At 68.2% G+C, this 25,637-nt stretch carries 23 protein-coding genes and 1 riboswitch; of the genes, 20 read left to right on the top strand and 3 right to left on the bottom strand.

Features of this window, described 5'->3' with window-relative positions; translation table 11 throughout:
- Positions 1 to 18: 18 nt before the first annotated feature.
- From ACTCB7_RS04890 to ACTCB7_RS04865, 6 genes are all read left to right on the top strand, one after another.
- Complete coding sequence (locus ACTCB7_RS04890; protein WP_463005757.1) at positions 19 to 969, top strand: hydroxymethylglutaryl-CoA lyase; 951 nt, start codon at positions 19 to 21, stop codon at positions 967 to 969.
- Between the two features lie 5 nt (positions 970 to 974).
- Positions 975 to 2,207: a CaiB/BaiF CoA transferase family protein gene (locus ACTCB7_RS04885; protein WP_463005756.1), complete on the top strand. Its 1,233-nt coding sequence runs from the start codon at positions 975 to 977 to the stop codon at positions 2,205 to 2,207.
- Between the two features lie 22 nt (positions 2,208 to 2,229).
- Positions 2,230 to 3,225 carry a Bug family tripartite tricarboxylate transporter substrate binding protein gene (locus ACTCB7_RS04880; protein WP_463005755.1) on the top strand — a complete coding sequence of 332 codons (996 nt, stop codon included), beginning with the start codon at positions 2,230 to 2,232 and terminating at the stop codon, positions 3,223 to 3,225.
- Positions 3,226 to 3,233: 8 nt separating this feature from the next.
- Complete coding sequence (locus tag ACTCB7_RS04875) at positions 3,234 to 3,695, top strand: tripartite tricarboxylate transporter TctB family protein (protein WP_463005754.1); 462 nt, start codon at positions 3,234 to 3,236, stop codon at positions 3,693 to 3,695.
- A gap of 13 nt (positions 3,696 to 3,708) precedes the next feature.
- The gene (locus tag ACTCB7_RS04870) at positions 3,709 to 5,211 is read left to right on the top strand and encodes a tripartite tricarboxylate transporter permease (protein WP_224415967.1); all 1,503 of its coding nucleotides are present in this window, start codon (positions 3,709 to 3,711) and stop codon (positions 5,209 to 5,211) included.
- A gap of 111 nt (positions 5,212 to 5,322) precedes the next feature.
- On the top strand, positions 5,323 to 6,375 hold the full coding sequence (locus ACTCB7_RS04865) for a class I fructose-bisphosphate aldolase (RefSeq protein WP_163647846.1): 1,053 nt from the start codon (positions 5,323 to 5,325) through the stop codon (positions 6,373 to 6,375).
- Between the two features lie 291 nt (positions 6,376 to 6,666).
- Here the strand turns inward: ACTCB7_RS04865 and tkt are convergent, their stop codons facing one another.
- Positions 6,667 to 8,661 (bottom strand): transketolase, encoded by a 1,995-nt coding sequence (gene tkt / locus ACTCB7_RS04860; protein ID WP_463005753.1) that lies wholly within the window; start codon positions 8,659 to 8,661, stop codon positions 6,667 to 6,669.
- A 532-nt stretch (positions 8,662 to 9,193) separates the two neighbouring features.
- Between tkt and metK the strand changes: the two genes are divergently transcribed.
- From metK to ACTCB7_RS04840, 4 genes are all read left to right on the top strand, one after another.
- Positions 9,194 to 10,414 carry a methionine adenosyltransferase gene (metK, locus tag ACTCB7_RS04855; protein WP_163647844.1) on the top strand — a complete coding sequence of 407 codons (1,221 nt, stop codon included), beginning with the start codon at positions 9,194 to 9,196 and terminating at the stop codon, positions 10,412 to 10,414.
- A 256-nt stretch (positions 10,415 to 10,670) separates the two neighbouring features.
- Positions 10,671 to 11,060, top strand: a complete 390-nt coding sequence (locus ACTCB7_RS04850) for a hypothetical protein (RefSeq protein ID WP_463005752.1) — start codon at positions 10,671 to 10,673, stop codon at positions 11,058 to 11,060.
- Positions 11,061 to 11,251: 191 nt separating this feature from the next.
- Positions 11,252 to 11,334, top strand: a riboswitch (S-adenosyl-L-homocysteine riboswitch).
- Positions 11,335 to 11,360: 26 nt separating this feature from the next.
- Entirely contained in the window at positions 11,361 to 12,764 is a 1,404-nt protein-coding gene (ahcY, locus tag ACTCB7_RS04845; RefSeq protein WP_224415963.1) for an adenosylhomocysteinase, read from the top strand.
- Positions 12,765 to 12,869: 105 nt separating this feature from the next.
- Positions 12,870 to 14,129: a cation:proton antiporter gene (locus tag ACTCB7_RS04840; RefSeq protein ID WP_463005751.1), complete on the top strand. Its 1,260-nt coding sequence runs from the start codon at positions 12,870 to 12,872 to the stop codon at positions 14,127 to 14,129.
- A gap of 9 nt (positions 14,130 to 14,138) precedes the next feature.
- Here the strand turns inward: ACTCB7_RS04840 and ACTCB7_RS04835 are convergent, their stop codons facing one another.
- On the bottom strand, positions 14,139 to 14,597 hold the full coding sequence (locus tag ACTCB7_RS04835; RefSeq protein WP_463005750.1) for a hypothetical protein: 459 nt from the start codon (positions 14,595 to 14,597) through the stop codon (positions 14,139 to 14,141).
- 182 nt (positions 14,598 to 14,779) lie between these two features.
- Between ACTCB7_RS04835 and ACTCB7_RS04830 the strand changes: the two genes are divergently transcribed.
- From ACTCB7_RS04830 to ACTCB7_RS04795, 8 genes are all read left to right on the top strand, one after another.
- The gene (locus ACTCB7_RS04830) at positions 14,780 to 15,514 is read left to right on the top strand and encodes a DUF4396 domain-containing protein (RefSeq protein ID WP_224415960.1); all 735 of its coding nucleotides are present in this window, start codon (positions 14,780 to 14,782) and stop codon (positions 15,512 to 15,514) included.
- Positions 15,515 to 15,796: 282 nt separating this feature from the next.
- Entirely contained in the window at positions 15,797 to 16,048 is a 252-nt protein-coding gene (locus ACTCB7_RS04825) for an SHOCT domain-containing protein (RefSeq protein ID WP_463005749.1), read from the top strand.
- A gap of 87 nt (positions 16,049 to 16,135) precedes the next feature.
- Positions 16,136 to 18,451, top strand: coding sequence for a copper-transporting P-type ATPase (locus tag ACTCB7_RS04820; protein WP_463005748.1), 2,316 nt, complete (start codon positions 16,136 to 16,138; stop codon positions 18,449 to 18,451).
- A gap of 2 nt (positions 18,452 to 18,453) precedes the next feature.
- Positions 18,454 to 18,681 (top strand): DUF2933 domain-containing protein, encoded by a 228-nt coding sequence (locus ACTCB7_RS04815; RefSeq protein ID WP_224415957.1) that lies wholly within the window; start codon positions 18,454 to 18,456, stop codon positions 18,679 to 18,681.
- Positions 18,674 to 20,440 (top strand): DUF3141 domain-containing protein, encoded by a 1,767-nt coding sequence (locus ACTCB7_RS04810; RefSeq protein WP_224415956.1) that lies wholly within the window; start codon positions 18,674 to 18,676, stop codon positions 20,438 to 20,440. The genes ACTCB7_RS04815 and ACTCB7_RS04810 overlap by 8 nt, the downstream gene beginning before the upstream one ends.
- 45 nt (positions 20,441 to 20,485) lie before the next feature.
- Positions 20,486 to 20,824 (top strand): cation transporter, encoded by a 339-nt coding sequence (locus tag ACTCB7_RS04805; protein WP_224415955.1) that lies wholly within the window; start codon positions 20,486 to 20,488, stop codon positions 20,822 to 20,824.
- A 114-nt stretch (positions 20,825 to 20,938) separates the two neighbouring features.
- On the top strand, positions 20,939 to 21,760 hold the full coding sequence (locus tag ACTCB7_RS04800; RefSeq protein ID WP_463005747.1) for a UDP-2,3-diacylglucosamine diphosphatase: 822 nt from the start codon (positions 20,939 to 20,941) through the stop codon (positions 21,758 to 21,760).
- 54 nt (positions 21,761 to 21,814) lie between these two features.
- Positions 21,815 to 22,546 carry an AraC family transcriptional regulator gene (locus ACTCB7_RS04795; RefSeq protein ID WP_224415953.1) on the top strand — a complete coding sequence of 244 codons (732 nt, stop codon included), beginning with the start codon at positions 21,815 to 21,817 and terminating at the stop codon, positions 22,544 to 22,546.
- On the opposite strand, the gene ACTCB7_RS04790 is transcribed toward ACTCB7_RS04795, so the two are convergent.
- The gene (locus ACTCB7_RS04790; RefSeq protein ID WP_224415952.1) at positions 22,543 to 23,475 is read right to left on the bottom strand and encodes an AEC family transporter; all 933 of its coding nucleotides are present in this window, start codon (positions 23,473 to 23,475) and stop codon (positions 22,543 to 22,545) included. The two genes, ACTCB7_RS04795 and ACTCB7_RS04790, sit on opposite strands and share 4 nt — an antisense overlap.
- Positions 23,476 to 23,609: 134 nt before the next feature.
- On the opposite strand from ACTCB7_RS04790, the gene yddG reads away from it, so the two are divergent.
- On the top strand, positions 23,610 to 24,500 hold the full coding sequence (gene yddG / locus ACTCB7_RS04785) for an aromatic amino acid exporter YddG (RefSeq protein ID WP_224415951.1): 891 nt from the start codon (positions 23,610 to 23,612) through the stop codon (positions 24,498 to 24,500).
- Positions 24,501 to 24,556: 56 nt separating this feature from the next.
- Positions 24,557 to 25,504 carry a cation diffusion facilitator family transporter gene (locus ACTCB7_RS04780; protein ID WP_463005746.1) on the top strand — a complete coding sequence of 316 codons (948 nt, stop codon included), beginning with the start codon at positions 24,557 to 24,559 and terminating at the stop codon, positions 25,502 to 25,504.
- The last annotated feature ends 133 nt before the right edge of the window (positions 25,505 to 25,637 follow it).

Genomic DNA, 25,637 nt, shown 5'->3' with positions numbered 1-25,637 from the left:
CACGAGGTCGCGCCTGCCATGGATCAGTACCCGCCGATGCCCTCTCGGGTGAATGTCACCGAGGTCGGGCTCCGCGATGGCCTGCAGAACGAAGCGAAACATCTGAGTACCGAGGACAAGGTGGCGCTGGTGCGTGCGCTGGTGGCGGCCGGCGTCCGCGAGTTCGAGCTGACCTCGTTCGTCAGCCCGCGGGCCGTCCCCGCGCTGGCCGATGCGGCGGAACTGGTGGCGGCGCTGGACGATGTCCGGGGCGTGCACTGGTCGGCGCTGGTCCCCAACGTGCGCGGCGCCGAGCGCGCGCTTTCCGCCGGCGTCGACTCGGTGGTGCTGTTCGTGTCGGCCTCGCAGACCCACAACGCCAAGAACGTCAATCGCGACATCGCCGCCTCACTGGCGGGCTTCGCGGACGTGGCACGCCTTCTCGACGGCAGTGGCGTCGAGCTGCGCGGCGCCATCGCCACGGCTTTCGGCTGCCCCTTCGAAGGCAATGTCGATGTCGCCGCGGTCGGCGACATCGCTCGTGCCTTCGCCGATCTCGGCGCACGCCATGTCTCGCTGGGCGACACCACCGGGATGGCGACGCCGCCGCTGGTCACGGAACGCATTCGCCACCTGCGCGAGGTGGCGCCTTCCCTGTCGCCGACCCTGCACTTCCACAACACCCGCGGCATCGGCCTGGCCAACGTGATGCAGGGGCTGTCGCTCGGCGTCAGCCGCTACGAGAGTTCTATCGGCGGGCTGGGCGGCTGTCCCTTCGCGCCGGGGGCCACCGGCAACATCGCCAGCGAGGATCTGGTCTATCTGCTCACCGAGATGGGCATCGACACCGGCATCGACCTGCCGACCCTGATCGAGGCGTCCGGACTTGCCTCGCGGCTGATGGGGCGGGCGCTGCCCGCGCAGGTCTCCAGGGCCGGCCCGCGGCTTGCGCTCAGCGACGGCGGCAGCGTCGCCACGGCCCGGGGGTAGGCATCATGGAGGCATCCCGGACAACCGCCGGCTCCCTCGAGGGCATTCGCGTCATCGACCTCACTCGGGTGATCTCCGGCCCCTTCTGTACCCAGATGCTCGGCGATCACGGCGCCGACGTCATCAAGATCGAGCCGCCGCAGCGCGGCGACGTGGTGCGCTCCCAGGGCAACAAGGTCAAGGGGTTCAGCTGGTACTTCGCCCAGTTCAACCGCAACAAGCGCTCGCTGACGCTGGACCTGCGCAGCGAACGCGGCAAGGCGATCCTCTGGCGGCTGCTCGAGGATGCCGATGTGCTGGTCGAGAACTTTCGTCCCGGTGTGCTGGGCAAGATAGGACTGGACGACGCCACGCTGCGCGAGCGTTTTCCGCGGCTGGTAGTGGGGCGCATCAACGGCTTCGGTTCCGAGGGGCCGTATCGCGACCGCCCGGCCTACGACTTCATCGCCCAGGCCATGAGCGGCTTCATGAGCGTCAACGGTCCGGCCGATGGCGAGCCCATGCGCGCCGCGCCGCCGCTCAGCGACATGGTCGCCAGCCAGAACTTGGCCTTCGGTATCTGTGCCGCGCTGGTGCGCCGCGAACGCACCGGCCAGGGCGACATCGTCGAGACCGCCCTGACCAACGGCCTGATCAGCATGATGGGCTACCTCGCCGCCGAGTATTTCGCCACCGACAAGGTGCCGGCGCGCACCGGCAACGACCACCCGATGGTCTACCCCTACGGCCTGTTCAAGGCCAGTGACGGCGACGTGGCGATCGCGCCCAGCAACGATGCCATGGTCGAGCGCCTGCTGCGGGCGCTGGGCTGCCTCGAGCTGCTGGAGGATTCGCGCTTCGCCGACAATGCCCGGCGCATGGCCCATCGCGAGGAATTGCGCGAACGGCTCAACGCGGTCATCGGCACGCGCCGCGTGACCGAATGGATCGATCACCTCAACGCGGCCGGGGTGCCCTGCGGGCGCGTCCACAGCCTGCGCGAGACCTTCGACGATCCGCAGGTTCAGGCCCAGCAGATGCGTCTGGAGCTCGACCAGGGCGAACACGGCCGGGTGCCGACCACCGGCTTCCCGGTGAAGATGAGCGAGGCGCCGGCCGCGATCTACCGTCATGTGCCGGCCCTGGGGGAACACACCCGCGAGATTCTGGCCGGGCTGGGGCTTGATGAAGCGGCAATCCAGGCACTGCACGACGAGGGCGTGATCGGAGCCCTCGACATTCCAGCGTCCACGAGATGACACCGACACAAGGAACAACAATATGGCTATCTCTCCACGATCTCTCCACACCGTCGCCGCCGCGGCCCTGCTCGGGCTGGGCCTGAGCGTCAGCACGCCGAGCCAGGCGCTGCCCATCAGCGAGTGCATTGCCCCGGCCGACCCGGGCGGCGGCTGGGACTTCACCTGCCGCAGTGTCGGCAAGCTGCTCTACGATCTCGACCTGGTCGACAACCCCGTGAAGGTGGTCAACATGCCCGGCGGGGTCGGGGCGGTGGCGTTTTCCAACGTCGCCGGCAAGCGCGCCGACGACAGCGACCTGATCGTGGCCACCAGCACCGTGGGGATCACCCAGATCGCCCAGGGGCGCTACCCCGGCGGCGTCGATACCATGCGCTGGCTGGGCATGCTGGGCACCGACGTGGGCGTGGTGCTGGTCGATGACGACAGCCCCTACCAGTCCCTCGACGGCCTGCTCGAGGCGATGGTCGACGACCCTTCCTCGGTGGTCATGGCCGGTTCCAGCGGGGTCGGTGGCTGGGACCATATCCGTGCGCTGATGCTCGCCGAGGCGGCGGGACTGCCCGATGACCAGATCGGCAGCGTGCGCTGGGTGCAGTTCGATGGCGGCGGCCCCGCCGTGACCCAGATGATGGGCGGGCACGTCGACGCCGTGTCCACGGACCTGGGCGAGATCGCGGGCTTCATCAAGTCGGGCGATGTCCGGGTGCTGGCCGTGCTCGCCGACAAGCCGCTGGCGCCGCCCTTCGAGGATCTGCCCACGGCGGTGTCCCAGGGCTATGACGTGACCGGCTACAACTGGCGCGGCTTCTATACCGGCGGTGATGTCTCGGATGCCGACTACCAGTCGATGGTCGACACCCTGAAGACGCTCTACGATTCGCCGGAGTGGAAGCAGGTCGCCGAGCGCAACGGCCTGGTGCCGCTGTGGCGCGGCGGCGACGAGTTCAACACCTTCGTGCGTGACACGGCCGACAAGGTCGAAAGCATCTCCCGGGAGATCGGGGTCATCCAGTGACGGCGGACGTGTCTCCCCCCTCGTCTCACGCCTCGGCCCTCGGCGATCGCATCGCCGGGGCCGTGCTCGTGCTGCTGGCGGTGGCGGCCTGGTGGCATGCCCGGACCTTCGTGACCGGCTTTCGCCAGGCGGTGGGGCCGGATGTGTTTCCGCGGTTGGTCTGCGTCCCCCTGGGGCTGCTCGCGCTGTACCTGCTGATTCGCCCCGGCATCAATGCGCGCTGGCCCGGGCGCGCGGCGCTGCTGCGCCAGGCCGGGCTGCTGGTGCTGCTGGGCGGCTACGCCACCTTTCTCGAACCCTGGGGCTTCCTGCCGGCGACGCTGGTCGGCAGCGTGCTGTTGATGCGCCTGTTCGATGCTGCCTGGCGGCAGGCCCTGGCCAGCGGCGCGTCGCTGACCGTCATCCTGTATCTGCTGTTCGAGTTCGCGCTGGGCATTCCGTTGCCCGACATCCCCGGGCTTGGCGTCTGAGAGCGGGCATGACATGGATATTCTCGGCTTTCTGCTGCACGGGTTCGCGGTCGCTCTCGAACCCCAGAACCTGTTCCTGGCACTGATCGGCTGTGCCGTGGGTACGCTGATCGGGGCCCTGCCGGGGTTGGGGCCGGTCAACGGCGTGGCGCTGCTGATCCCCCTGGCGTTCAACTTCGGCCTGTCGCCCACCGCTGCGCTGATCCTGCTGGTGAGCGTCTATTACGGCACCATGTACGGTGGGCGCATCAGCTCGATCGTGCTCAACATCCCCGGCGACGAGCCGGCGATGATGACCACCCTCGACGGCTATCCGATGGCCCTCAAGGGGCGCGGCGGCGAGGCGCTGGGTCTGTCCGCCGTGGCCTCCTTCGTCGGCGCCACCGTGGCGACCATCGGTCTGACACTCTTCGCGCCGCTGCTGGTGGGGTTTGCCATCCGCTTCGGCCCCGCCGAGTACTTCGCGCTGTTCATGCTGGCCTTCGCCACCATCGGCGGCGTGACCAGCGGCAGCTTCACCAAGAGCCTGCTGGCCGCCTGCCTGGGCCTGCTGCTGGGCACCGTGGGGCTCGACCCGGCGAGCGGGGTGTCACGCTACACCTTCGGCTGGTACGAGCTGTACGACGGCATCGACTTCATCGCCGCGCTGGTGGGGCTGTTCGCCATCTCGGAATGCCTGCTGTTCCTCGAGGATCGCCACCAGACCACCGGCGCCAGCCGCGAGCTGGGCTCGGCGATCCCCGGCATGCGCCGCGCCGGGGCGTGCAAGGCGACCATCGCCCGCGGCTCGCTGATCGGCTTCATCGCCGGGGTGCTGCCGGGCGCCGGGGCCTCGCTGGGCAGTTTTCTCTCCTACACGCTGGAGAAGCGCTGGCTGGGGCGCCAGGGTGATTTCGGCAACGGCGACCCGCGGGGCGTGGCGGCCCCCGAGGCCGGCAACAATGCCGCCGCCGGCGGTGCGCTGATTCCCATGCTGTCGCTGGGCATTCCGGGCAGCGGGACCACGGCCATCCTGCTGGCGCTGCTGCTGTCCATGAACATCACGCCGGGGCCGTTGCTGTTCGATCAGCAGCCCGACATGGTGTGGGGACTGGTGGCGGCGCTGTTCATCGGCAACGTCATGCTGCTGGTGCTCAACGTGCCGCTGGTCGGGCTGTTTGCCCGGGTGCTGCGGGCGCCCTCGTGGCTGCTGATGCCGGTGGTGATCCTGGTGGCGTTCGTGGGCGTTTACTCGCTCAACAACAGCCCCTTCGATCTCTACGTCATGCTGGCCTTCGGCGTGCTGGGCTATGGGCTGCGCAAGCTGCACATGCCGGCCGTGCCGGTGGTGCTGGGGCTGCTGCTGGGCGGGGAGATGGAGTTCAACCTGCGCCGTGCCCTGGCGATTTCCGGCGGCGACTGGAGCATCCTGGTCGGCAGCGGCATCTCGGTGGGCATTTATGCCTTCGCCGCCACCCTGATGGTGGCCGGGCTGGTCTACGCCTGGTGGGTCCGGCGAACGCCCGATGCGGGGTGACCGCCGGGCCTTCCAGACTGGAAAGCGCTCGCGCGAGACGTCAAGATGGGCGGATGGACCCCGCGATCGCGGGTATTGCAAGGACCACTCTCTAGGGAGGAGCGCAAGATCATGACGGATATCGCCAAGCTGCTGGGTGACGAGGCTGACAGCCTGCTCAACCATACCTGCCGGGGCTTTCCCCGGGACACCCTGCACCTGCCGGGGCCGGATTTCATCGATCGGGTGATGACCGATACCGATCGCAGCCCGCACGTGCTGCGCAACCTCCAGTCGATCTTCAATCACGGCCGGCTGGGCGGCACCGGCTACGTGAGCATCCTGCCGGTCGACCAGGGTATCGAGCACTCCGCCGGCGCCTCCTTCGCGCCCAACCCGCTCTACTTCGACCCGGCCAACATCATCGAGCTGGCGATCGAGGGCGGCTGCAACTGCGTGGCCTCGACGCTGGGGGTGCTGTCATCGGTGGCGCGGCGCTATGCCCACAAGATCCCGATGATGCTCAAGCTCAACCACAACGAGACGCTGACCTACCCGGCGCTCTACGACCAGACGCTGTTCGCCCAGGTCGAGCAGGCGCACGCCATGGGCTGCGTGGCGGTCGGCGCGACCATCTACTTCGGCTCGCCGGAAAGCCGGCGTCAGATCGAGGAGATCAGCGAGGCCTTCGAGCGTGCCCATGAACTGGGCATGGTCACGGTGCTGTGGGCCTACCTGCGCAACCCGGCGTTCAAGAAGGATGGCACCGACTATCACGTGGCCTCGGACCTGACCGGCCAGGCGATCCATCTGGCGGCCACCCTCAAGGCGGACATCGTCAAGCAGAAGCTGGCCGAGACCAATGCCGGCTACCGGGCGGTGGGCTTCGGCCACACCCATGACAAGGTCTACGATGAGCTGACCTCCGAGAACCCCATCGACCTGGCGCGCTATCAGGTGGCCAACTGCTACATGGGGCGCATCGGGCTGATCAACTCGGGCGGCGGCTCCAAGGGGCACTCCGACCTCGGCGAGGCGGTGCGCACCGCGGTGATCAACAAGCGTGCCGGCGGCATGGGCCTGATCTCCGGTCGCAAGGCGTTCCAGAAGCCGATGAAGGAGGGCGTCGAGCTGCTCAACGCCATTCAGGACGTCTATCTGGCGAAGGACGTGACCGTGGCCTGACGCACCCGCGGTTCAGTGGCCTGAAACAGTGGGCCTGAAACAACAGGGGGGCACGGCTGATGGCCGTGCCCCCCTGTTGCGTTGCTTTCCAACCTGACAAACGAAGCAGGCGTTCCCGGTGGCAAGGCGTTACGAGGGCGCTGTGAACCCTTCCTTGGGCGCTACCTTTGCCATCTGACCGCCATGGATGGCGGAAATGCCGGAATGGAAAGGAACATTTTCCGGCCATGGCAAAGGACCCTCTCTTCGCCTTGCCCCCGGCACTCTGCACCGGGTTCTGGAAGTCCGTCTTTATTCCGCGAGCAGCGCCTCGACCTCGGCGACAATGTTGTCGACGGTGAAGCCGTAGTACTTGAACAGGTCGCCCGCCGGAGCGGACTCGCCGAAGCTGTTCATGCCGATGATGCGGCCATCCAGACCCACGTACTTGTACCAGTAGACACGGTGGCTGGCCTCGATGGCCAGCCGCTTGCGCTGGGCCGGCGGCAGCACGCTGTCGCGGTAGCTCTGCGGCTGGGCGTCGAAGGTGTCGGTCGACGGCATCGACACCACGCGGATGGCCTTGCCCTTGGCCTCGAGGGCGTCGGCGGCCTGTATCGCCAGATCGACCTCGGAGCCGGTGGCGATGAGTACTGCTTCGGCCGGGTCGTCGCTGTCCTTGAGGACGTAACCGCCGCGCTGGATGTCGGCCAGCTGCTGCTTGTCGCGCTGCTGGGCGGCGAGATTCTGGCGGGACAGTACCAGGGCTGTGGGGGCGCCGCGGCGATGCAGGGCGGAATGCCAGGCGGCGGCGGTCTCGGTGGCGTCGCACGGGCGCCAGGTCGACAGGTTGGGCGTCGAGCGCAGTGCGCTCAACTGCTCGATCGGCTGGTGGGTGGGGCCGTCCTCGCCCAGGCCGATGGAGTCGTGAGTGAACACGTAGATCGCCTGGCGGTTCATCAGCGCGGCCATGCGTACCGCGTTGTGCATGTACTCCATGAACGTCAGGAAGGTGGCGCCGTAGGGGATGAAGCCGCCGTGGGCGCTGATGCCGTTCATGATTGCGCCCATGCCGAACTCGCGTACCCCGTAGTGCAGGTAGTTGCCGTCGTGATGGTCGCGGTTGATGGCGCGGGCGCCCTTCCAGAAGGTCAGGTTGGAGGGGGCCAGGTCGGCGCTGCCGCCGAGCAGTTCGGGCAGCTGCGGGCCGAGCTCGTTGAGGCAGGCCAGCGAGGCCTTGCGACTGGCAAGGGTCTCGGCCTTTTCCTGTGTGTCCTGGATGAGCTTTTCGCTGGACAGCGGGCTGGGCAGTTCGCCCTTGAGGCGGCGGCTGAGCTCCCTGGCGAGTTCCGGATACTCGGCCTGGTAGCGCTCGAAGCGGGTGTTCCAGTCGGCCTCGCGCTCGGCGCCGCGCTCGGTGGCGTCCCAGGCGCTGTAGAGCGTTTCCGGGACATGGAAGGGCGCATGCGGCCAGTCCAGCTGCTGGCGCGCCGCGGCGATCTCGTCGTCGCCCAGCGGCGCGCCGTGGCAGGACTCGGTGCCCTGCTTGTTGGGGGCGCCGAAGCCGATGACCGTCTTGCAGATGATCAGGCTGGGGCGGTCGTCGTGAGTGCGTGCCATCTCGATGGCAGCCTTGATCTCCTCGGGCTTGTGGCCGTCGACGTTGGGCACCACGTGCCAGCCGTAGGCCTCGAAGCGCTTGGCGGTATCGTCGGTGAACCAGCCCTCGACCTCGCCGTCGATGGAGATGCCATTGTCGTCGTAGAAGGCGACCAGCTTGCCCAGACCCTGGGTGCCGGCCAGCGAGCAGGCCTCGTGGGAAATGCCTTCCATCAGGCAGCCGTCACCCAGGAATACGTAGGTGTGGTGGTCGATCACGGTATGGCCTGGGCGGTTGAACTGCGCCGCCAGGGTGCGCTCGGCGATCGCCATGCCCACGGCGTTGGCCAAACCCTGGCCGAGCGGGCCGGTGGTGGTCTCCACGCCCGGGGTGTAGCCCAGTTCCGGGTGGCCCGGTGTGCGCGAGTGCAGCTGACGGAAGTTCTGCAGGTCCTGCAGGGTGACGTCGTAGCCGGACAGATGGAGCAGCGAATAGAGCAGCATCGAGCCGTGTCCGTTGGACAGCACGAAGCGGTCGCGGTCGGCCCAGTGCGGGTTGGCCGGATTGTGCTTGAGGTAATCGTTCCACAGCACCTCGGCGATGTCGGCCATGCCCATGGGGGCACCGGGGTGGCCTGACTTGGCCTTCTGCACGGCGTCCATGGACAGCGCGCGGATGGCATTCGCCAACTCGAAACGGGACGGCATTCTCTAGCTCCTCGCCTGCGGCAAATGGGCAGCGGTCGCGGCTGTGCGTGAGGGTCGGGTGGCCGCGTACCTCTTCCTGATTGGCTGGAGCGCGCCGCCGGGCGGGCGACGCGCGGAAATCAGCGCCGTATTGTCGCCGAGAAGCCGCCTGCCATCAAATCGCCACGGCCCGTGTGGCGGGGCTATCGACGTTCTTCAGGACGAGGGACCGGGAACAGGTCCTAGAGGGGGTTTTTGGCCATGGATGGCCAAAGTAGCGCCCATGGATGGGTTTATAGCGCCCCTCGTAGACCTGTTGCCGGTTCAGCCTGAGCATGCCGCTATCTGCGCTTGCCCCGGGCCCGCGTGGCGGGGCCTCGCTAGGCAGCCGGTCGGGCAGCGTGTAGACTCGGGACCCCCGGGCCCGGCGGTGTCGTCGCCGTGCCGGAAGGTCGCACGTTGCCGCCCTGTCGTCTCAGGGGCGTGACGCCGCAGCAAGTCACCCTTCATCATCTGACGCTAACGGACAGCCTAAGAGAGGGTCGAGCACGTCATGAGCGAATACTCCCTGTTCACATCCGAATCCGTGTCCGAAGGGCATCCGGACAAGATCGCCGACCAGATTTCCGACGCGGTGCTGGACGCCATCATCGCCCGCGACAAGCAGGCACGCGTGGCCTGCGAAACCATGGTCAAGACGGGGGTGGCGATCGTCGCCGGCGAGATCACCACCAGCGCCTGGGTCGACCTCGAGGACCTGGTGCGCAAGGTGATCCTGGACATCGGCTACGATTCCTCGGATGTCGGCTTCGACGGCGAGACCTGCGGTGTGCTCAACCTGATCGGCAAGCAGAGCGTGGACATCGCCCAGGGCGTCGACCGCACCAAGCCCGAGGATCAGGGCGCCGGGGACCAGGGGCTGATGTTCGGCTACGCGACCAACGAGACCGAGTCCTACATGCCGGCGCCGATCCACTACGCGCACCGGCTGGTCGAGCGTCAGTCGGAGCTGCGCAAGAACGGCATGCTGCCGTGGCTGCGCCCGGACGCCAAGAGCCAGGTGACCTTCCGCTACGGCGAGGACGGCAAGCCGGTGGCGGTGGACGCGGTGGTGCTCTCGACCCAGCATGACCCGGAGATCGACCAGGACGACCTGCGCAAGATGGTGCGCCGCGAGATCATCGAGCAGGTGCTGCCGGCCGAGTGGCTGACGTCGTCCACCAAGTACCACATCAACCCCACCGGCAAGTTCGTGATCGGCGGGCCGGTCGGCGACTGCGGGCTCACCGGGCGCAAGATCATCGTCGACACCTACGGCGGCATGGCGCGCCATGGCGGCGGCGCCTTCTCCGGCAAGGACCCCTCCAAGGTCGACCGCAGCGCCGCCTATGCCGGGCGCTACGTGGCCAAGAACGTGGTCGCCGCCGGGCTGGCCGACAAGTGCGAGATCCAGGTCTCCTACGCGATCGGGGTTCCCGAGCCGACCTCTGTGTCGATCAACACCTTCGGCACCGGCCGGATCAGCGACGACAGGATCATCGAGCTGGTGCGCGAGCACTTCGACCTGCGTCCCTACGCGATCACCCGCATGCTCGACCTGCAGCATCCCATGTATCAGCTGACCGCCTCCTACGGCCACTTCGGTCGCGAGCCGTTCGAGCACACCTATACCTGGACCGACGTCAACGGCGAGACCCAGCACGAGACCTTCACCGCCTTCCCGTGGGAGAAGCTCGACCGTGCCGAGGCGCTGCGCGCTGCCGCCGACCTCTGAGCCGGCGCCACCAGCGACCGCCTTCCCTCGATGCCCCGCCCCGTGCGGGGCATCTTGCGTCGGGCTGGCGCCGCAAGGGGAACCCATGCCATCATGCGATGTCGAACAGTGTTCGAGAAGGCCGTGCCTGCCCGGGCCCGGGACTCGCACTCGCGGTTTGGGGAAACGGGCAGGGGCCGTCTACGCTGAGAGAACAACAGGTCCATCAGGGAATGACAATGAAGGGTTCGTTTATCCACGGAATGAGGATTCGACCATGCTAGATCGCAAGATACCCTGGATTGCCGCGCTGGCTCTCTCCGCCGTGCTGCTGACCGGCTGCGGCGATGACAGCGACGATACGGCCGGTGAAGGTGGGCAGTCGTCCACGGCCACCGAGACATCGGAGACTGCGCCGTCAGACTCGACGAACGGCGCCGCGACCGAGTCGAACGAGACCTCCAGCACCTCGCAGGCGGCCTCGTCGGAAGGCGGTCAGGAGGGCGACATGACCCAGTCCAGCGACAACATGGACATGGATAATGACTCGGGCGACGCAAGCGGCACCACCGGCGAGATGCAGAGCGGATCCGGCGGTGATGGCTCGACGACCAAGGAAACCGGTACCGGCGAGGCCGGCAGCGACAAGGGCGACACCCACCAGTAAATGACGGCGGGGACGTTGCCCGTCGTTCCCCGGGGCAGCCGCTACGGTTGCCCCCGGTTTTTCTGTGCCGTCGACGCGGTGGGCGACATGCATGTTTGCGACATGAGGGTGTCGGCTCCGTGATTGCAAACCCTGCCATCCTGTAGTGAACTGCCAGCACGGTCCTTCGCCGGACCGGAGTCGTGAAGCTGCCGTCCGAGGGGCGCTGCAGCGCATGAGGCCCATGCGCGAGGCTCGGGCAGGCGGTCGTCAATCGCAACGGCGCCCATTCCCCCGGAATGGAGTAAGACGATGACAGCAATGGCCAACGCGCAATCCGCCACCCTGCCGGACCACCGGGTCGCCGACATCGACCTGGCCGAGTGGGGGCGTCGCGAGATTCGCATCGCCGAGACCGAAATGCCGGCGCTGATGAAGATCCGCGCCAAGTATCGCGATCAGCAGCCGCTGGCGGGCGCCCGTATCGCCGGCTGCATCCACATGACCATCCAGACCGCGGTGCTGATCGAGACCCTGATCGAGCTCGGCGCCAGCGTGCGCTGGTCCTCCTGCAACATCTTTTCCACCCAGGATCATGCCGCCGCGGCGATCGCCGCCGCCGGCATCCCGGTGTTCGCCTGGAAGGGCGAAACCGAGGAGGAGTTCTGGTGGTGCATCGAGCAGACGGTGGAAGGCCCGGACGGCTGGACGCCCAATCTGGTGCTCGACGACGGCGGCGACCTGACCGCCCTGCTCCACGACAAGCGCCCGGAGCTGCTCGAGGCCATCCACGGCATTTCCGAGGAAACCACCACCGGCGTGCACCGCCTGCAGGAGATGCTGCGCGAGGGCACGCTCAGGGTGCCGGCGATCAACGTCAACGATGCCGTCACCAAGTCCAAGAACGACAACAAGTACGGCTGCCGCCACAGTCTCAACGATGCCATCAAGCGCGGGCTCGACCACCTGATGGCCGGCAAGCAGGCGCTGGTGGTCGGCTACGGCGACGTGGGCAAGGGCTCGGCGGCCTCGCTGCGTCAGGAGGGCATGATCGTCAAGGTCAGCGAGATCGACCCGATCTGCGCCATGCAGGCCTGCATGGACGGCTACGAGGTGGTCTCGCCCTACGTCGACGGCGTCAATCGGGGCGTCGAGAGCATCGACCGCGACCTGCTCGGGCGCATCGATCTGGTGGTGACCTGCACCGGCAACATCAACGCCTGCGATGCGCCGATGCTCAAGGCGCTCAAGAAGGGCGCGGTGGTGTGCAACATCGGCCACTTCGACAGCGAGATCGACACCGCCTACATGCGTCGCCAGTGGCACTGGGAAGAGGTCAAGCCGCAGGTCCACAAGATCTATCGCGACAGCGATCCGGACGACTTCGACCCGACCAGCGACGACTACCTGATCCTGCTCTCCGAGGGGCGCCTGGTGAACCTGGGCAACGCCACCGGCCACCCGTCACGCATCATGGACGGTTCCTTCGCCAACCAGGTGCTGGCGCAGATCCACCTCTTCGAGCACAAGTTCGCCGAGCTCACCGACGACGCCAAGGCCGGCGGGCTGAGCGTCAGCGTGCTGCCCAAGGCGCTGGACGAGGAAGTGGCCCGCTACATGGTCGAGGGCTTCGGCGGCGTGGTCACGCGCATGACCGAGGACCAGTCCCGCTACACCGGGGTGGCGGTCGACGGCCCCTACAAGCCGGACGCCTACCGCTACTGAGCCCGCCCGGCTTCGGGCGCTCAACCGACGCCGCCCCGTTCCCGGGGCGGCGTTTTCGTGGCCGGGCCACCAGGCTCCCTGGCCAGGAAACGTCGAGGACATCTCATGCTGGATCTCATCGCGATCGTGGTCTCGCTGACGGCGGCGCTGGCGTGGCTCAATCATCGCGTCGTCGGCCTGCCCAGCCCCATCGGGGTCATGGCCATCGCCCTGGTGCTGTCGGGGGCCCTGCAGGGCGCGGCCTGGCTGGGGCTGCCGGCCGTCCACACCGAGGCCGAGGCCTGGCTGTCGCGGATCGACTTCACCCGGCTGCTGATGGACGGCATGCTCTCGCTGCTGCTGTTCGCCGGCGCCCTGCATGTCGATCTGGCGGCGCTGCGCCGCTACCGCTGGTCGATCGGCTTCCTGGCGACGCTGGGGGTGGCGGTCTCGACCCTGGCGATCGGTGCCGCGGCCAAGGGGCTGTGCATGCTGTTCGGCCTGGCGGTGCCGTGGCTGGCGTGCCTGGTGTTCGGGGCGCTGATCGCGCCGACCGACCCGATCGCCGTGCTGGGCATCCTGCGTCGGGCCGGGGCGCCGGAGGATCTGGAGCTGCGCATCGTCGGCGAGTCGCTGTTCAACGACGGCGTCGCGGTGGTGGTGTTCACGCTGCTGCTGGGCGGCCTCACCGGCGAGACGACGCTGACGGCGGCCCACGCCGGCACGCTGTTCCTGCAGGAGGCCGGCGGCGGGGCGCTGCTGGGGCTGGCCGTCGGCGGCCTCGCCTATGTGACGATGCGCGGCATCGACGACTACCGCATCGAGGTGCTGATCTCGCTGGCGGTGGTGCTGGGCGGTTACGCCCTGGCCCGGCAGCTGCATGTCTCCGGGCCCATCGCCATGGTCGTCGCCGGCCTGCTGGTGGGCAACAAGGCGCGCCACAGCGCCATGTCGGCGACCACCCGCCGCTACCTGGACGCGTTCTGGGAACTGGTCGACGAGATCCTCAATACCCTGCTGTTCGTGCTGATCGGCCTCGAGGTGCTGCTGATCCCCTTCGAGCCGGCCTACCTGTGGGTGGGGGGCGGCCTGGTGGCGGCCGTCCTGGCGGTGCGCTTTCTCACCGTCGGGGTGCCGGTCGTGCTGCTGCGCGAACGCCTCGGCTTTCGCCGCGGCTCGACGCGCATCCTCACCTGGGGCGGGCTGCGCGGCGGCATCTCGGTGGCCCTGGCGCTGGCCCTGCCGGAGGGCGAGGCGCGCGATGTATTGCTGACCGCGACCTACCTGGTGGTGCTGTTCTCGATCCTCGTCCAGGGGCCGACCATCGGCCGGCTGGTCACCCGCTTGCTGGGGAAGGCGGGCGCGTCACGCCCGATGCCTTCTTGAAGGGGCGCCCTACAGGTCCTCCATCCGCTCCGCGTCGCGGACCAGACGCATGGTCTCGTGCTCCTCGAGGGAGACCAGGCTGTCGATCAGCTCGTGGGCGGTGGGGGTCTCGACCTGGTCGCGCAGGTAGCGGAACAGGTCGCCGATATGCTCGTGCTCGGCCAGCACCTTGCGCATGATGGCGTCCGGCGCCAGCTCGCGGAAATCGCTCGCTTCGTGGCTCTCGGGGTGGCTCGGTGCATTCTCGAAATATTCGTAGCACCAGGTGTGCAGGGCCGCCGGCGAGGCGTCGTGACGCGTCATTTCCAGCGTCTCGCCCAGCGTGCGCTCGTGCTTGGCCAGGTAGTCGAGCAGCATGCGTGAACGCTCGTCGGTGACCTTGCCCAGGTCACGCTCGATCTGACCGGCCAGCCGGACATGGGTGCGTCGCGCCCACTCCAGGGCATCCTCCAGGGTTTCGACACGCATCGTGACCCTCCACATCGGCGAGATGGCGATGCCTTCATTATGGGCCAAGTCGGGGCGGCGAGCTTGATGCGCGTCAAGCTTGCGGATTGCGCACACCGGCTTGCCCTGTTGCCGGGCAAGGGGTCTACCTTGGGTAAGGATTGCGTATCCCATTCATCATCGTCGTGGAAAGGAGTCCCGTCATGATTCCCGACTGGTTGACCATACTGGCCTGGATTTCCGTGCTGCTGGGCTTTGCCAGTGCCCTCTACGTGATCGGCGATTTGCGCCGACATCCGCAGCACATGACCATCATGAACGTGGTGTGGCCGGCCTGTGCGCTGTTCGGCCACCTGCCGATACTGTACGTTTATCGCAAGTACGGCCGGCTGGCTGCCGACGAGATCGCCCATCCGGCCATGAAGGAGGGCGAGACGCCGCCGCACAAGCGCGACACGCCATTCCCGGTCAAGGTGGTCAAGGGCACGCTGCATTGCGGCAGTGGTTGCTCGCTGGGTGATATCGTTGCCGAGTGGGCGGCCTTCCTTATGCCGACCATTGCCGTCTGGCTGGGCTGGAAGGGCATCTTCGAGGACAAGATCTTCGCCGTCTGGGTGTTCGATTACATCCTGGCCTACCTGTTCGGCATCGCCTTCCAGTACTACTCGATCAAGCCGATGCAGGATATCTCGCCGGGCAAGGCACTCGTTCAGGCGGTCAAGGCCGACACCCTGTCGCTGACCGCCTGGCAGGTGGGCATGTACGGCTTCATGGCCTTCGCCCACTTCTATCTGTTTGCCGTGGTGTTCGGCGAGAAGCTGCACGTCAACTCCATCCACTTCTGGTTCATGATGCAGATCGCCATGGGCTTCGGCTTCCTCACCGCCTATCCGGTCAACTGGTGGCTGATCCAGCGCGGCGTCAAGGAAGCCATGTAATCGAGACTCGTCGCGTCAAACGCGTCATGGAAGGGCCCGCTTGTTGCGGGCCCTTTTTCGTGGTGCGGCGGCGCGTGTCGAAGACCGGGACGATCGAGTCAAGAAGGGGCGACAGGCGACTTTCGTTGACCGGGGTCATGGGTCCGTCGGGATACCGCCTCTCGCCAGCGTCGATACTTGACCCTTGGGTAACCTGCAAGTCTTACGCTGTTCAGCAACCTGCCCTGATGGTCGAGACGGTCGACGTGGCAGGGTGGACCAGCAACATACGGGGAGGCAGCCATGTGGCATGACATGCTGGGATACATGAGTGGTGGCGGCTGGGGGCACATGCTCTTCGGCGGCATCATGATGCTGATTTTCTGGGGGCTGGTGATCGCGCTGATCGTGATGCTGGTCATGCGCCTTGCCGGCAGCCGCACCCGCGCGCATTCGACACACAAGGATGCCATGGAGCTTCTTCGCGAACGCTATGCCCGAGGGGAGATCGATCACCAGGAATTCGAGGCACGCAAGCGCGACCTGTCGGAGTGACGTCTCGCCCTCGCCGGTGGTCGGCTTCGTGCCGGGGCGGCGAGGCGTCTTTCGTTGCGTTCTTCCACCCAGGCAGGAGGTGGTCTCATGCCCCCGAAACACCACGCCGTTCACGCTTCGCCCCATGCCTCCCGGGCTCAAGAGGCACCGCCGGATACGCCCAAGGATGCCGAGCCGGGCGGTTACACCTGCCCGATGCATCCCGAGGTGCAAAGCGACGCCCCGGGCGAATGCCCGAAGTGCGGCATGGCGCTGGAGCCGGTGGCACCCCAGGCGCCGGCCACCCGCACCGAGTGGACCTGCCCGATGCACCCCGAGATCGTCCGTGACGAACCGGGGAGCTGCCCGAAATGCGGCATGGCCCTGGAACCGCGCCAGGTCACCGCCGAGGAGGAGAAGAATCCCGAGCTGATCGACATGACCCGGCGCCTGTGGGTCGCCCTGGCCTTGGCGACGCCGGTCTTCGTGCTGGCGATGGGCCAGCATGTGCCCGGCCTGTCGCTGGAGGCCTGGATTCCGCACGAGGTGCGCATCTGGCTGGAACTGGTCCTGTCGACGCCGGTGGTGGTGTGGTGCGGCTGGCCGTTCTTCGTGCGTGGCTACCGCTCGGTGCTCGGCTGGAATCCCAACATGTTCACCCTGATCGCGCTGGGCGTCGGGGTCGCCTATCTCTACAGCCTGGTCGCCACGCTGTTCCCGCAGCTCTTTCCGCCCTCCTTCCGCGACGCGACGGGGCAGGTGGGGGTCTACTTCGAGGCCGCCGCGGTGATCGTCGCGCTGGTATTGCTCGGCCAGGTCATGGAACTGCGTGCACGCAGTCAGACCAACAGCGCGATCAAGGCGCTGCTGGGGTTGGCCCCCAAGACCGCGCGGCGCATTGCCGACGATGGCAGCGAGACCGACGTGCCGCTGGAACAGATCCAGATCGGCGATCGCCTGCGCGTGCGCCCCGGCGAGAAGGTGCCGGTGGACGGCGTGGTGGTCGAGGGCAGCTCCGCGGTGGACGAATCGATGATCACCGGCGAGCCCATGCCCGTCGAGAAGGCCGAGGGCGAGAAGGTCATCGGCGCGACCATCAACGGCACCGGCTCGCTGGTCATCGAGGCGCAGCGAGTCGGCAGCGACACCCTGCTGTCGCAGATCGTGCAGATGGTCGCCGATGCCAGCCGCAGCCGGGCGCCTATCCAGAACCTGGTGGACGTGGTCGCCGGCTACTTCGTGCCCACCGTGGTGCTGGCCGCCGTGGTGACCTTCGCGGTCTGGGCGCTGTGGGGGCCCGAGCCGGCGATGGCCTATGCGCTGATCAACGCCGTGGCGGTGCTGATCATCGCCTGCCCCTGCGCGCTGGGGCTGGCCACGCCGATGTCGATCATGGTGGCCAGCGGCAAGGGGGCCTCGGCCGGGGTGCTGTTCAAGAACGCCGAGGCGATCCAGACCCTGCGCCAGGTCGACACCCTGATCGTCGACAAGACCGGCACGCTGACCGAGGGGCGCCCGCGGCTGCAGGACGTGATCGCCGGCGAGGGCTTCGCGGAGAACGAGGTCCTGCGCCTGGCCGCCACCCTGGAGCGCGGCAGCGAGCATCCGCTGGCGACGGCGATCGTCCAGGGGGCGGCGGAGCGCGACATTGTTCCCGAGCGCTACACCGATTTCGAGTCGGTGACCGGGCAGGGCGTCAAGGGCCGGGTCGGCGATCGGTCGGTGGCGCTGGGCAACCGCGCCCTGATGGAGGCCGAGGGGATCGAGGCCGACTCGCTTGCCGAGCGTGCCGAGGCGCTGCGCGGCGAGGGCAAGACCGCGATGTTTGTCGCCGTCGACGGCCGACCCGCCGGACTGGTCGCCGTCGCCGACCCGATCAAGGCGACGACCCGGGAAGCGATCGAGGCGCTGCACGGCGAGGGCATCCGCATCGTCATGCTGACCGGCGACAGCCGGACCACGGCGCAGGCGGTCGCCGGTCAGCTGGGCATCGACGAGGTGATTGCCGGGGTGCTGCCCGAACAGAAGGCCGAGAAGGTCAAGGCGCTGCAGGCCGAGGGGCGCTTCGTGGCCATGGCCGGCGACGGCATCAACGATGCCCCGGCGCTGGCCCAGGCCCAGGTCGGCATCGCCATGGGCACCGGTACCGACGTGGCCATGGAAAGTGCCGGGGTGACGCTGGTCAAGGGCGACCTGCGTGGCATCGTGCGCGCTCGCCGGCTCAGCCGCGCCACCCTGCGCAACATCAAGCAGAACCTGTTCTTCGCCTTCGTCTACAACAGCGTGGGCGTGCCGGTCGCCGCCGGTGTGCTCTATCCGGCCTTCGGCATCCTGCTGTCGCCGATCATCGCCGCGGCGGCGATGTCGTTCAGCTCGGTATCGGTGGTGGCCAACTCCCTGCGACTGCGGCGAAAGGAGATCTGAGCATGGCACATGACAGGCATTGGCTGGATCGCCGCCCGACACGGCTGCAGATCGCCCTCGTGGCCGGCCTGGTGGGGCTGGTCGTCGTCACCCTGCTCTGGGACACGCACAAGGCGCTGTTCCTGAGCGCGGCGCCCTGGTTGCTGCTGCTGGCCTGCCCGCTCATGCACCTGCTGATGCATGGCGGGCATCATCACGGCGCGAAGGACAAGGGGGCGGACGATGAATAGCCCTCTGCCGGTGGTGAGCCCGGCGGCGGCGTCGCCGCGTGCTGCCGTGCCCGCTGCCGGGACATCGGACAACCCGCTGATGGCGCTTGCCGCCTATCAGGTCGACCTCTGGCAGCGCGGCGTGCGGTATCTGGATACGCTGCGTCAGCGGGCGGACAACATGCTCGAGCACGAGCGCATGGGCAAGCCGCCGCTGCTCGACTTCGACTACGAGACGCTCCTCGATGGCCGTCGGCTGGCGCGTCCGGCCAATTACGCCCTGCTGCGCATCACCCGGATCGGGGACGCCTGCCTGGCGGACTGTCTCGACGTGCACAAGCCGCCGGTCATGATCGTCGACCCCCGTGCCGGCCATGGGCCGGGGATCGGCGGTTTCAAGCGCGATTCCGAGGTGGGCATGGCGCTGCGCGAGGGGCATCCGGTCTACTTCGTGACCTTCTTCCCCGAGCCCGTCCCGGGCCAGACGCTGGCGGACGTGCTGCATGTCCTGCGGCGTTTCGTCGAGACGCTGGCCGAGCGTCACCCGGGCCAGCCGCCGGTACTCTACGGCAACTGCCAGGCCGGCTGGGCCATCGCGCTGCTGTGTGCCGACTGTGAGGGCCTGACCGGGCCGGCCGTGCTCAACGGCTCGCCGCTGTCCTACTGGGCCGGCGCCTCCGGGGTCAATCCCATGCGGCTGGCCGGCGGGTTGCTGGGCGGCGCCTGGCTGACCCATCTGGCGGCGGACCTCGGCGACGGCCGTTTCGACGGCGCCCATCTGGTCAGCAACTTCGAGGCCCTCAAGCCGGCGAATACGCTCTGGGAGAAGGACTACCGGCTGTTCGCGGATATCGAGGGCGAGCGGGAGCGCTTTCTCGATTTCGAGCGCTGGTGGACCGGCTTCTACCTGCTGAGCAAGGCCGAGATCACGGCCATCGTCGAGAACCTGTTCATCGGCGACAAGCTGGAGCGTGGCGAGGTCCGGCTGTGCCCCGGTTGCCACGTCGACCTGCGCTACATCCGCAACCCGCTGGTCATCTTCGCTTCCGCGGGCGACAACATCACGCCCCCTGCTCAGGCGCTCGACTGGATTCCGGCGGTGTACCCGACCACCGAGGCGCTCAAGGCCGCCGGCCAGCGCATCGTCTACCTGATCGACCCGCATGTCGGCCACCTGGGGATATTCGTCTCCGCCCGCGTCGCCCGCCTGGAGCACCGCGCGATTCTCGAGAGTCTCCAGGAACTCCAGGAACTCGCCCCGGGGCTCTACGAGATGCACATCGACAATCCCACCGGCGACCCCGACTGCCACAAGCCGCATTTTCAGGTGCACTTCGAGGAGCGGCGTGTGGAGGACATGGACTGTCCCGCCCAGTCGCCGGCGTTCGAGCGGGTGCGCGAGCTCTCGGAACACAACGTCGCCCTCTACGAAACCTTCGTGGGGCCCTGGGTACGCCTGGCGGTCAATCCCTGGCTGGCCGAGACAGGGCGCCAGCTGCACCCGGCGCGGACCAGCCGGCTGCTGTTTTCGGCGCGCTTTGCACCCTGGATGGCCGGCATCGAGTGGCTGGCCGAGCAGGCCGCGGCACATCCACTGCCCGTCGCGCAGGACAACCCCTGGCGGCAAGGGGAGGCGTGTCTCGACGAGGCGGTCACGCAGTCGCTGACCCTGGCGGGCGAACTCCGCGATGCGGCCTGCGAAACACTGTTTCAGGCGCTCTACGGCGGGTGGTGGTTGGCACCGGGGCAGCGGCGGGACAACTCGGATCCGGGCCGATAGGCCGTCAATTTCCAACTTTTTTCCAGATACGAGAGGAGGTTCTGCATGTCGGACAAGGAACGCCGCCTCGGTGTCTCCGAGGCCAACCTGGTGACCCGCAAGCTCAGGCTCAGGCCCTGCAGCGAGTCGGCCCTGCAGGCGGCCATCGGCGAGATCGATGCCCTGTTCGGTCTCGAGAGCGTCACCTACCTGCCGCGCAAGCGGCGGCTCGACGTGGCCTACGACGCGACGCGGCTGTGTCTCGATCACATCCGGGCGATCCTGTCGCGCCACGCCATCACGGTCAGCAACGGCTGGTGGGAGCGGGTCAGGGAAAACCACTACCGCTTCGTCGACCAGAACATCAAGGACAACGCCAGCCAGGAGCCCTGGAGCTGCCACTGATCCCGCCGCTGGGTGGCACGGCAGGAGGTATCGTCACCGAATCATCATCGGGGTGCCACGCAACGGTCATGGGCATCGCGGAGCATGGGGCCGCGCTTGTCAGGAGGCCGTTCCATGAGCACCCCGTCCGAGATCGTCGATACCTGCCGCACCCTGTTCATCTCCGATGTGCATCTCGGCACGCCGGACTGCCAGGCGGCACTGCTTGGCCGACTGCTGCGCCGTGTACGTCCCGAGCGGCTGTATCTGGTCGGCGATGTGGTCGATTTGATCGCCATGCGCCGGCGGGCGGTGCTGCCGCCCGCCCAGCAGCAGCTGGTGGCGCGCATCCTGCGTCTGGCACGCGGCGGCTGCGAGGTGATCTACATTCCCGGCAACCATGACGCGGCCTTCCGGCGCCTGAGCGGGTTGCGCATCCACAATGTGCGCATCGAGCGGCGCTGGATTCACGAGCTGGCCGACGGCCGACGCTTTCTGGTCAGCCACGGCGACGAGTTCGATACCCATGTGCGCATCGCGCCCTGGCTGCTGGCGCTGGGCGACGGCATGCACCAGTTCGTGCTGCGTCTCAACCGCTGGTGCAACGGCCTGCGGCGCACCCTGGGGCTGCCCTACTGGTCGCTGGCCAGTGCCCTCAAGCGGCGCCTCGGCAGCGCCCGGCGCTACATCGCCCAGTTCGAGCAGGCCGCGCTGCATCAGGCCTGGCGCGAGGGGCTGGACGGCTACATCGGCGGGCATATCCATCAGGCCGGGTTCCGGGCGGGCTACGGCGTGCTCTATGCCAACGACGGCGACTGGGTGGAACACTGCACGGCGCTGGCCGAGCTGCCCGATGGCCGCCTGCGGCTGGTCGACTGGCAGGGGCGCACGCTGGCCACCGAGCCGCATGTGGTGCCGGCACCGCCGCCTACGCCGGGGGTGCTGGTCAACGCCTGAGACGACCGGATCTGTGGCACACTGGCGAGCCAGCGTCGATAACGGGAGCCCCGGGTGGCCATCACAGCCCCGCTGGTCGAGGCGCGCGACTATCCCGATCGCGTGCTGAGCGATCGCCATGAATTCCACCAGTTGCTGCTGGGGCTCGACGGCCACGTCGAGCTCGAGGCGGCGGGGCGCGCCACGCGCGTCGCGCCAGGGGTGCTGGCGCCGGTGGCCACCGGCGACATTCACCATTATCTGGCGCCGGGCGACAACCGGGTGCTGGTGCTCGACCTGCCGGTGGCCTGGTGCCAGTCGCTGGGGCTGGAGGCGCTGGTGTCGCGGCCGGCGCGGCGTCTGCCCCGGGCGCTGGTCGAGCAGGGGCGTGGGCTCGGAGGACAGGCGCCGTCGGTGCTGGCCGGTTGGCTGGATGCCGTATTGGCTACGGGCGGACGTGGCGTGGCGGAGCCTCGCTTGCGTCTGTTGCGTCTGTTACCGGCGATCCGCGCCGATCTCGCCCATCCCTGGCGCGTCGCCGAGATGGCGGCACGCTGTCATCTCGCCGAGGCGGCCTTCGCCCGCCAGTTCCGCGCCCTGACCGGGCAATCACCGCATGTGTGGTTGACCGCACAGCGGCTCGCCCGTGCCCGTGAGCGGCTGCGCGATCCTCGTGCCTCGCTCACCGAGATCGCCCTGGCCTGTGGCTTCGCCGACGCGGCGCACTTCTCGCGGGTCTTCCGCCGTCATGTCGGCCGCCCGCCCGGCGAATGGCGCCGGGCCTCGTCGGATCGCGCGTCGGGCTAGCGTAGCCCCGCAAGAGCAAGCAGCGCGTCGAGCCAGGCCGGGATCACCAGCGGGGCGGCCAGGGTGGTGAGCAGCACGGCGACGGCGCCCTTGGCGGGCGGGATGTCGAGCTCCATGGCGATGACCACCACATTGGCGGCCATCGGCACCACGCCCAGCAGCAGCAGGGCGGTGGCGAGGGTGGCATTGATGCCCAGCGTGGCCTGCAGCAGCCACACGGCCAGCAGGCTGAGCAGCGGCCACAGGACGAAGCGCGCCAGCACGCAGGCGGCGATGAAGCGCGAATCGACCGCGGCGAGCGTTACCCGTCCCAGCGTCATGCCGATGATCATCATGCCCAGCACGGTGTAGCTGGACTTGAAGTGGTCGAGGCCGTCGAGCAGCGCCTCGGGTAGCGGCACCGCCAGGGCGTTGACCAGCAGGGCGGCGGCGAAGGTGTAGATCAGCGGCAGGCGCACGATGCGCGAGAGGCTTTCGCGCACCGAGAAGCGCCCCCGGGCGCTCAGGTAGAAACCCACCGTGAACTCGTAGAGGGTGATGCCCAGCAGGCAGAACAGGTACTGGGCCACGCCCTCGGGCGGCAGCAGTACCAGCGCCAGCGGCAGGCCGAAGTAGCCGGTGTTGCCGGTGCCGGCGGAGAAGGCCAGCACCGCGGCCTCGGGCGGGGCGAACCAGGGGCGCGCCAGGCGGTGGACGGTCACGGCGATGAGGCTGGCCAGGCTGAACAGCCCGGCGGTCAGCAGCAGGTCGGCGGGGCCGGGGTCGCCCTGCACCAGGCCGCGGAAGAAGGTCAGCGGGGCGATCACGTAGATCAGCAGGGTGGCGATGGGGCGCGGGTCGACACCGAGCCGCCGGGCGACGAGCCAGCCCAGGCCGACGAAGGCCAGCAGCATCCACAGCGGTTGGGTGAGGTCGGCCTGTGCGGTCATCGCGATCTCCCGGGCAAAAGCGCCATGATGCCCGCTCGCGGCGGCCGGCAACAGGTCAGGAATCGACAAGCCGGCCCCGCCGCGGGGCGGCAGACTGGGCGTCTCCGTCATCCGTCTTTATGGGAGTCGCTGCCATGACCACGCGTCACGAGACGCCCACCGCCGATCCCCGCGCCACGGCGATCGGCGCCACCACCGTGCTCAACTGGGCGCTGCTGGCCACGCTGACCCAGCTGGCCGGGCCGGTGCCGCCGTTTCTGCTCACCGCCCTGGCATTCGCCATCGCCTTCGTCTGCTTCGCCGTCTGGCTGGGCGTGCGCGGGCAATCGCTGATCGCGCCGCTGCGCCAGCCGCCGAGGGTCTGGGCGCTGGGCGTCGGCGGCCTGTTCGGCTATCACGCGCTGTACTTCGTCGCCCAGCAGAACGCGCCGCCCGCCAACGCCGGGTTGATCAGCTACCTGTGGCCGCTGCTGATCGTGATTTTCGTCGCCCTGCTGCCGGGCGAGCGGCTGCGCGCCAACCACGTGGTCGGCGGCCTGCTGGGCTTTGCCGGTGCGGCACTGCTGGTGGGCGGCGACGTGTCGGCGGCCGGCAGCGTGCTGGGGTATGCGGCGGCCTTCGCCTGCGCCTTCCTGTGGAGCGGCTATTCGGTACTGTTGCGCACCCAGCGTGCGGTACCGACCGCCGCGGTGGGCGGCTTCTGCCTGGTCACCGCGCTGCTCGCTGCGCTCTGCCACGCGCTGTTCGAGCCGTCGCGCTGGCCCCAGGGGCTCGGCTGGCTGGGCGTGGTCGGCCTGGGACTGGGGCCGGTGGGCAGCGCCTTCTTCACCTGGGATGTGGGCGTCAAGCACGGCAACCTGCGGCTGCTCGGACTGCTGGCCTATTTCACGCCGCTGCTGTCGACTGTGGTGCTGATCGTCGCTGGTTACGCCGCGCCGACGTCGTGGCTGGCGCTGGCGGCGGGACTGATCACGCTGGGCATGCTGGTGGGCAGCGGCTGGCTGGGGCGGCGGCGTCCCGCTTGACCCTGTAGCCACTACAGGTGCGGTAATCAGGGTCCATTCGGCAACAGGAGCCCTTCATGGCGCACGATCACGCTCACCATCACGGCCATGATCACGATCATGACCACGACCATGCGCCCACCGTGACCGCCGACAGCGAACGCCGGGTGCGCCTGGCGATGTGGCTGACCGCCGGCTTCATGCTGGCCGAGGTCATCGGTGGCTGGTGGTCCGGGTCGCTGGCGCTGCTGGCCGATGCCGGGCACATGGTCAGCGACGCCGCCTCGCTGGGGCTGGCGCTGTTCGCCTTCCGCCTCGGGCGGCGCGCGCCGGACGCCCGCCGCACCTTCGGCTACCAGCGCTTCCAGGTGCTGGCGGCCTTCGTCAACGGCCTGACCCTGCTGGCGATCGGCGTGGGCATCGTGATCGCCGCCATCAAGCGCTTCTATGCCCCGGTGGACGTCATGGCCGGAACCATGATGGGCGTCGCCGTGCTGGGGCTGCTGGTCAACCTCGGGGGGTTCGCCATCCTGCATGCCGGCGACCGCGACAACATCAACCTGCGTGGCGCCATCCTGCACGTGATGGGCGACCTGCTCGGTTCGGTGGCGGCGATCGTCGCCTCGCTGGTGATCATGTTCACCGGCTGGGACGTCGCCGACCCGCTGCTGTCGCTGCTTGCCGCGGCGCTGATCCTGCGCGGGGCCTGGAAGATCGTTCGGCGCAGTGCCCATACCCTGCTCGAGGGCACCCCGGACGGGGTCGAGATCGCCGAGATCCACGAGGCGCTGGCCTCGGTGGAAGGGGTCAGCGACGTCCATGACGTGCACCTCTGGGGGCTGACGCCCCAGGACCCGCTGCTCAGCCTGCATCTGGTTGTGGACGCCGAGGCGGACAATGATCGTGTGCTGCGCGAGGCCTACGCCCGGCTGCACGAGCGCTTCGGCATCCATCATGCCACGCTGCAGCTCGAGGGGCGGGCCTGCCTGACCGGCGGTGACTGCCAGACGCCGTCGCCGGCGTGATCATGACCCGCGCTCATGGCCAGTGCCGAGGGCGAGCCGGCAACATGACCGGGCTTCATGATCGACCTCGAAACTTTCATTGGTCGTCGGCAAGCCCGGCGGGCACAATGCGGGCATTCTGCACGCATGGAAA

Source organism: Modicisalibacter sp., from assembly GCF_055145905.1.
Note: the sequence above shows the minus strand (reverse complement) of the source record. Positions and strands in the feature narration are given on the sequence as shown.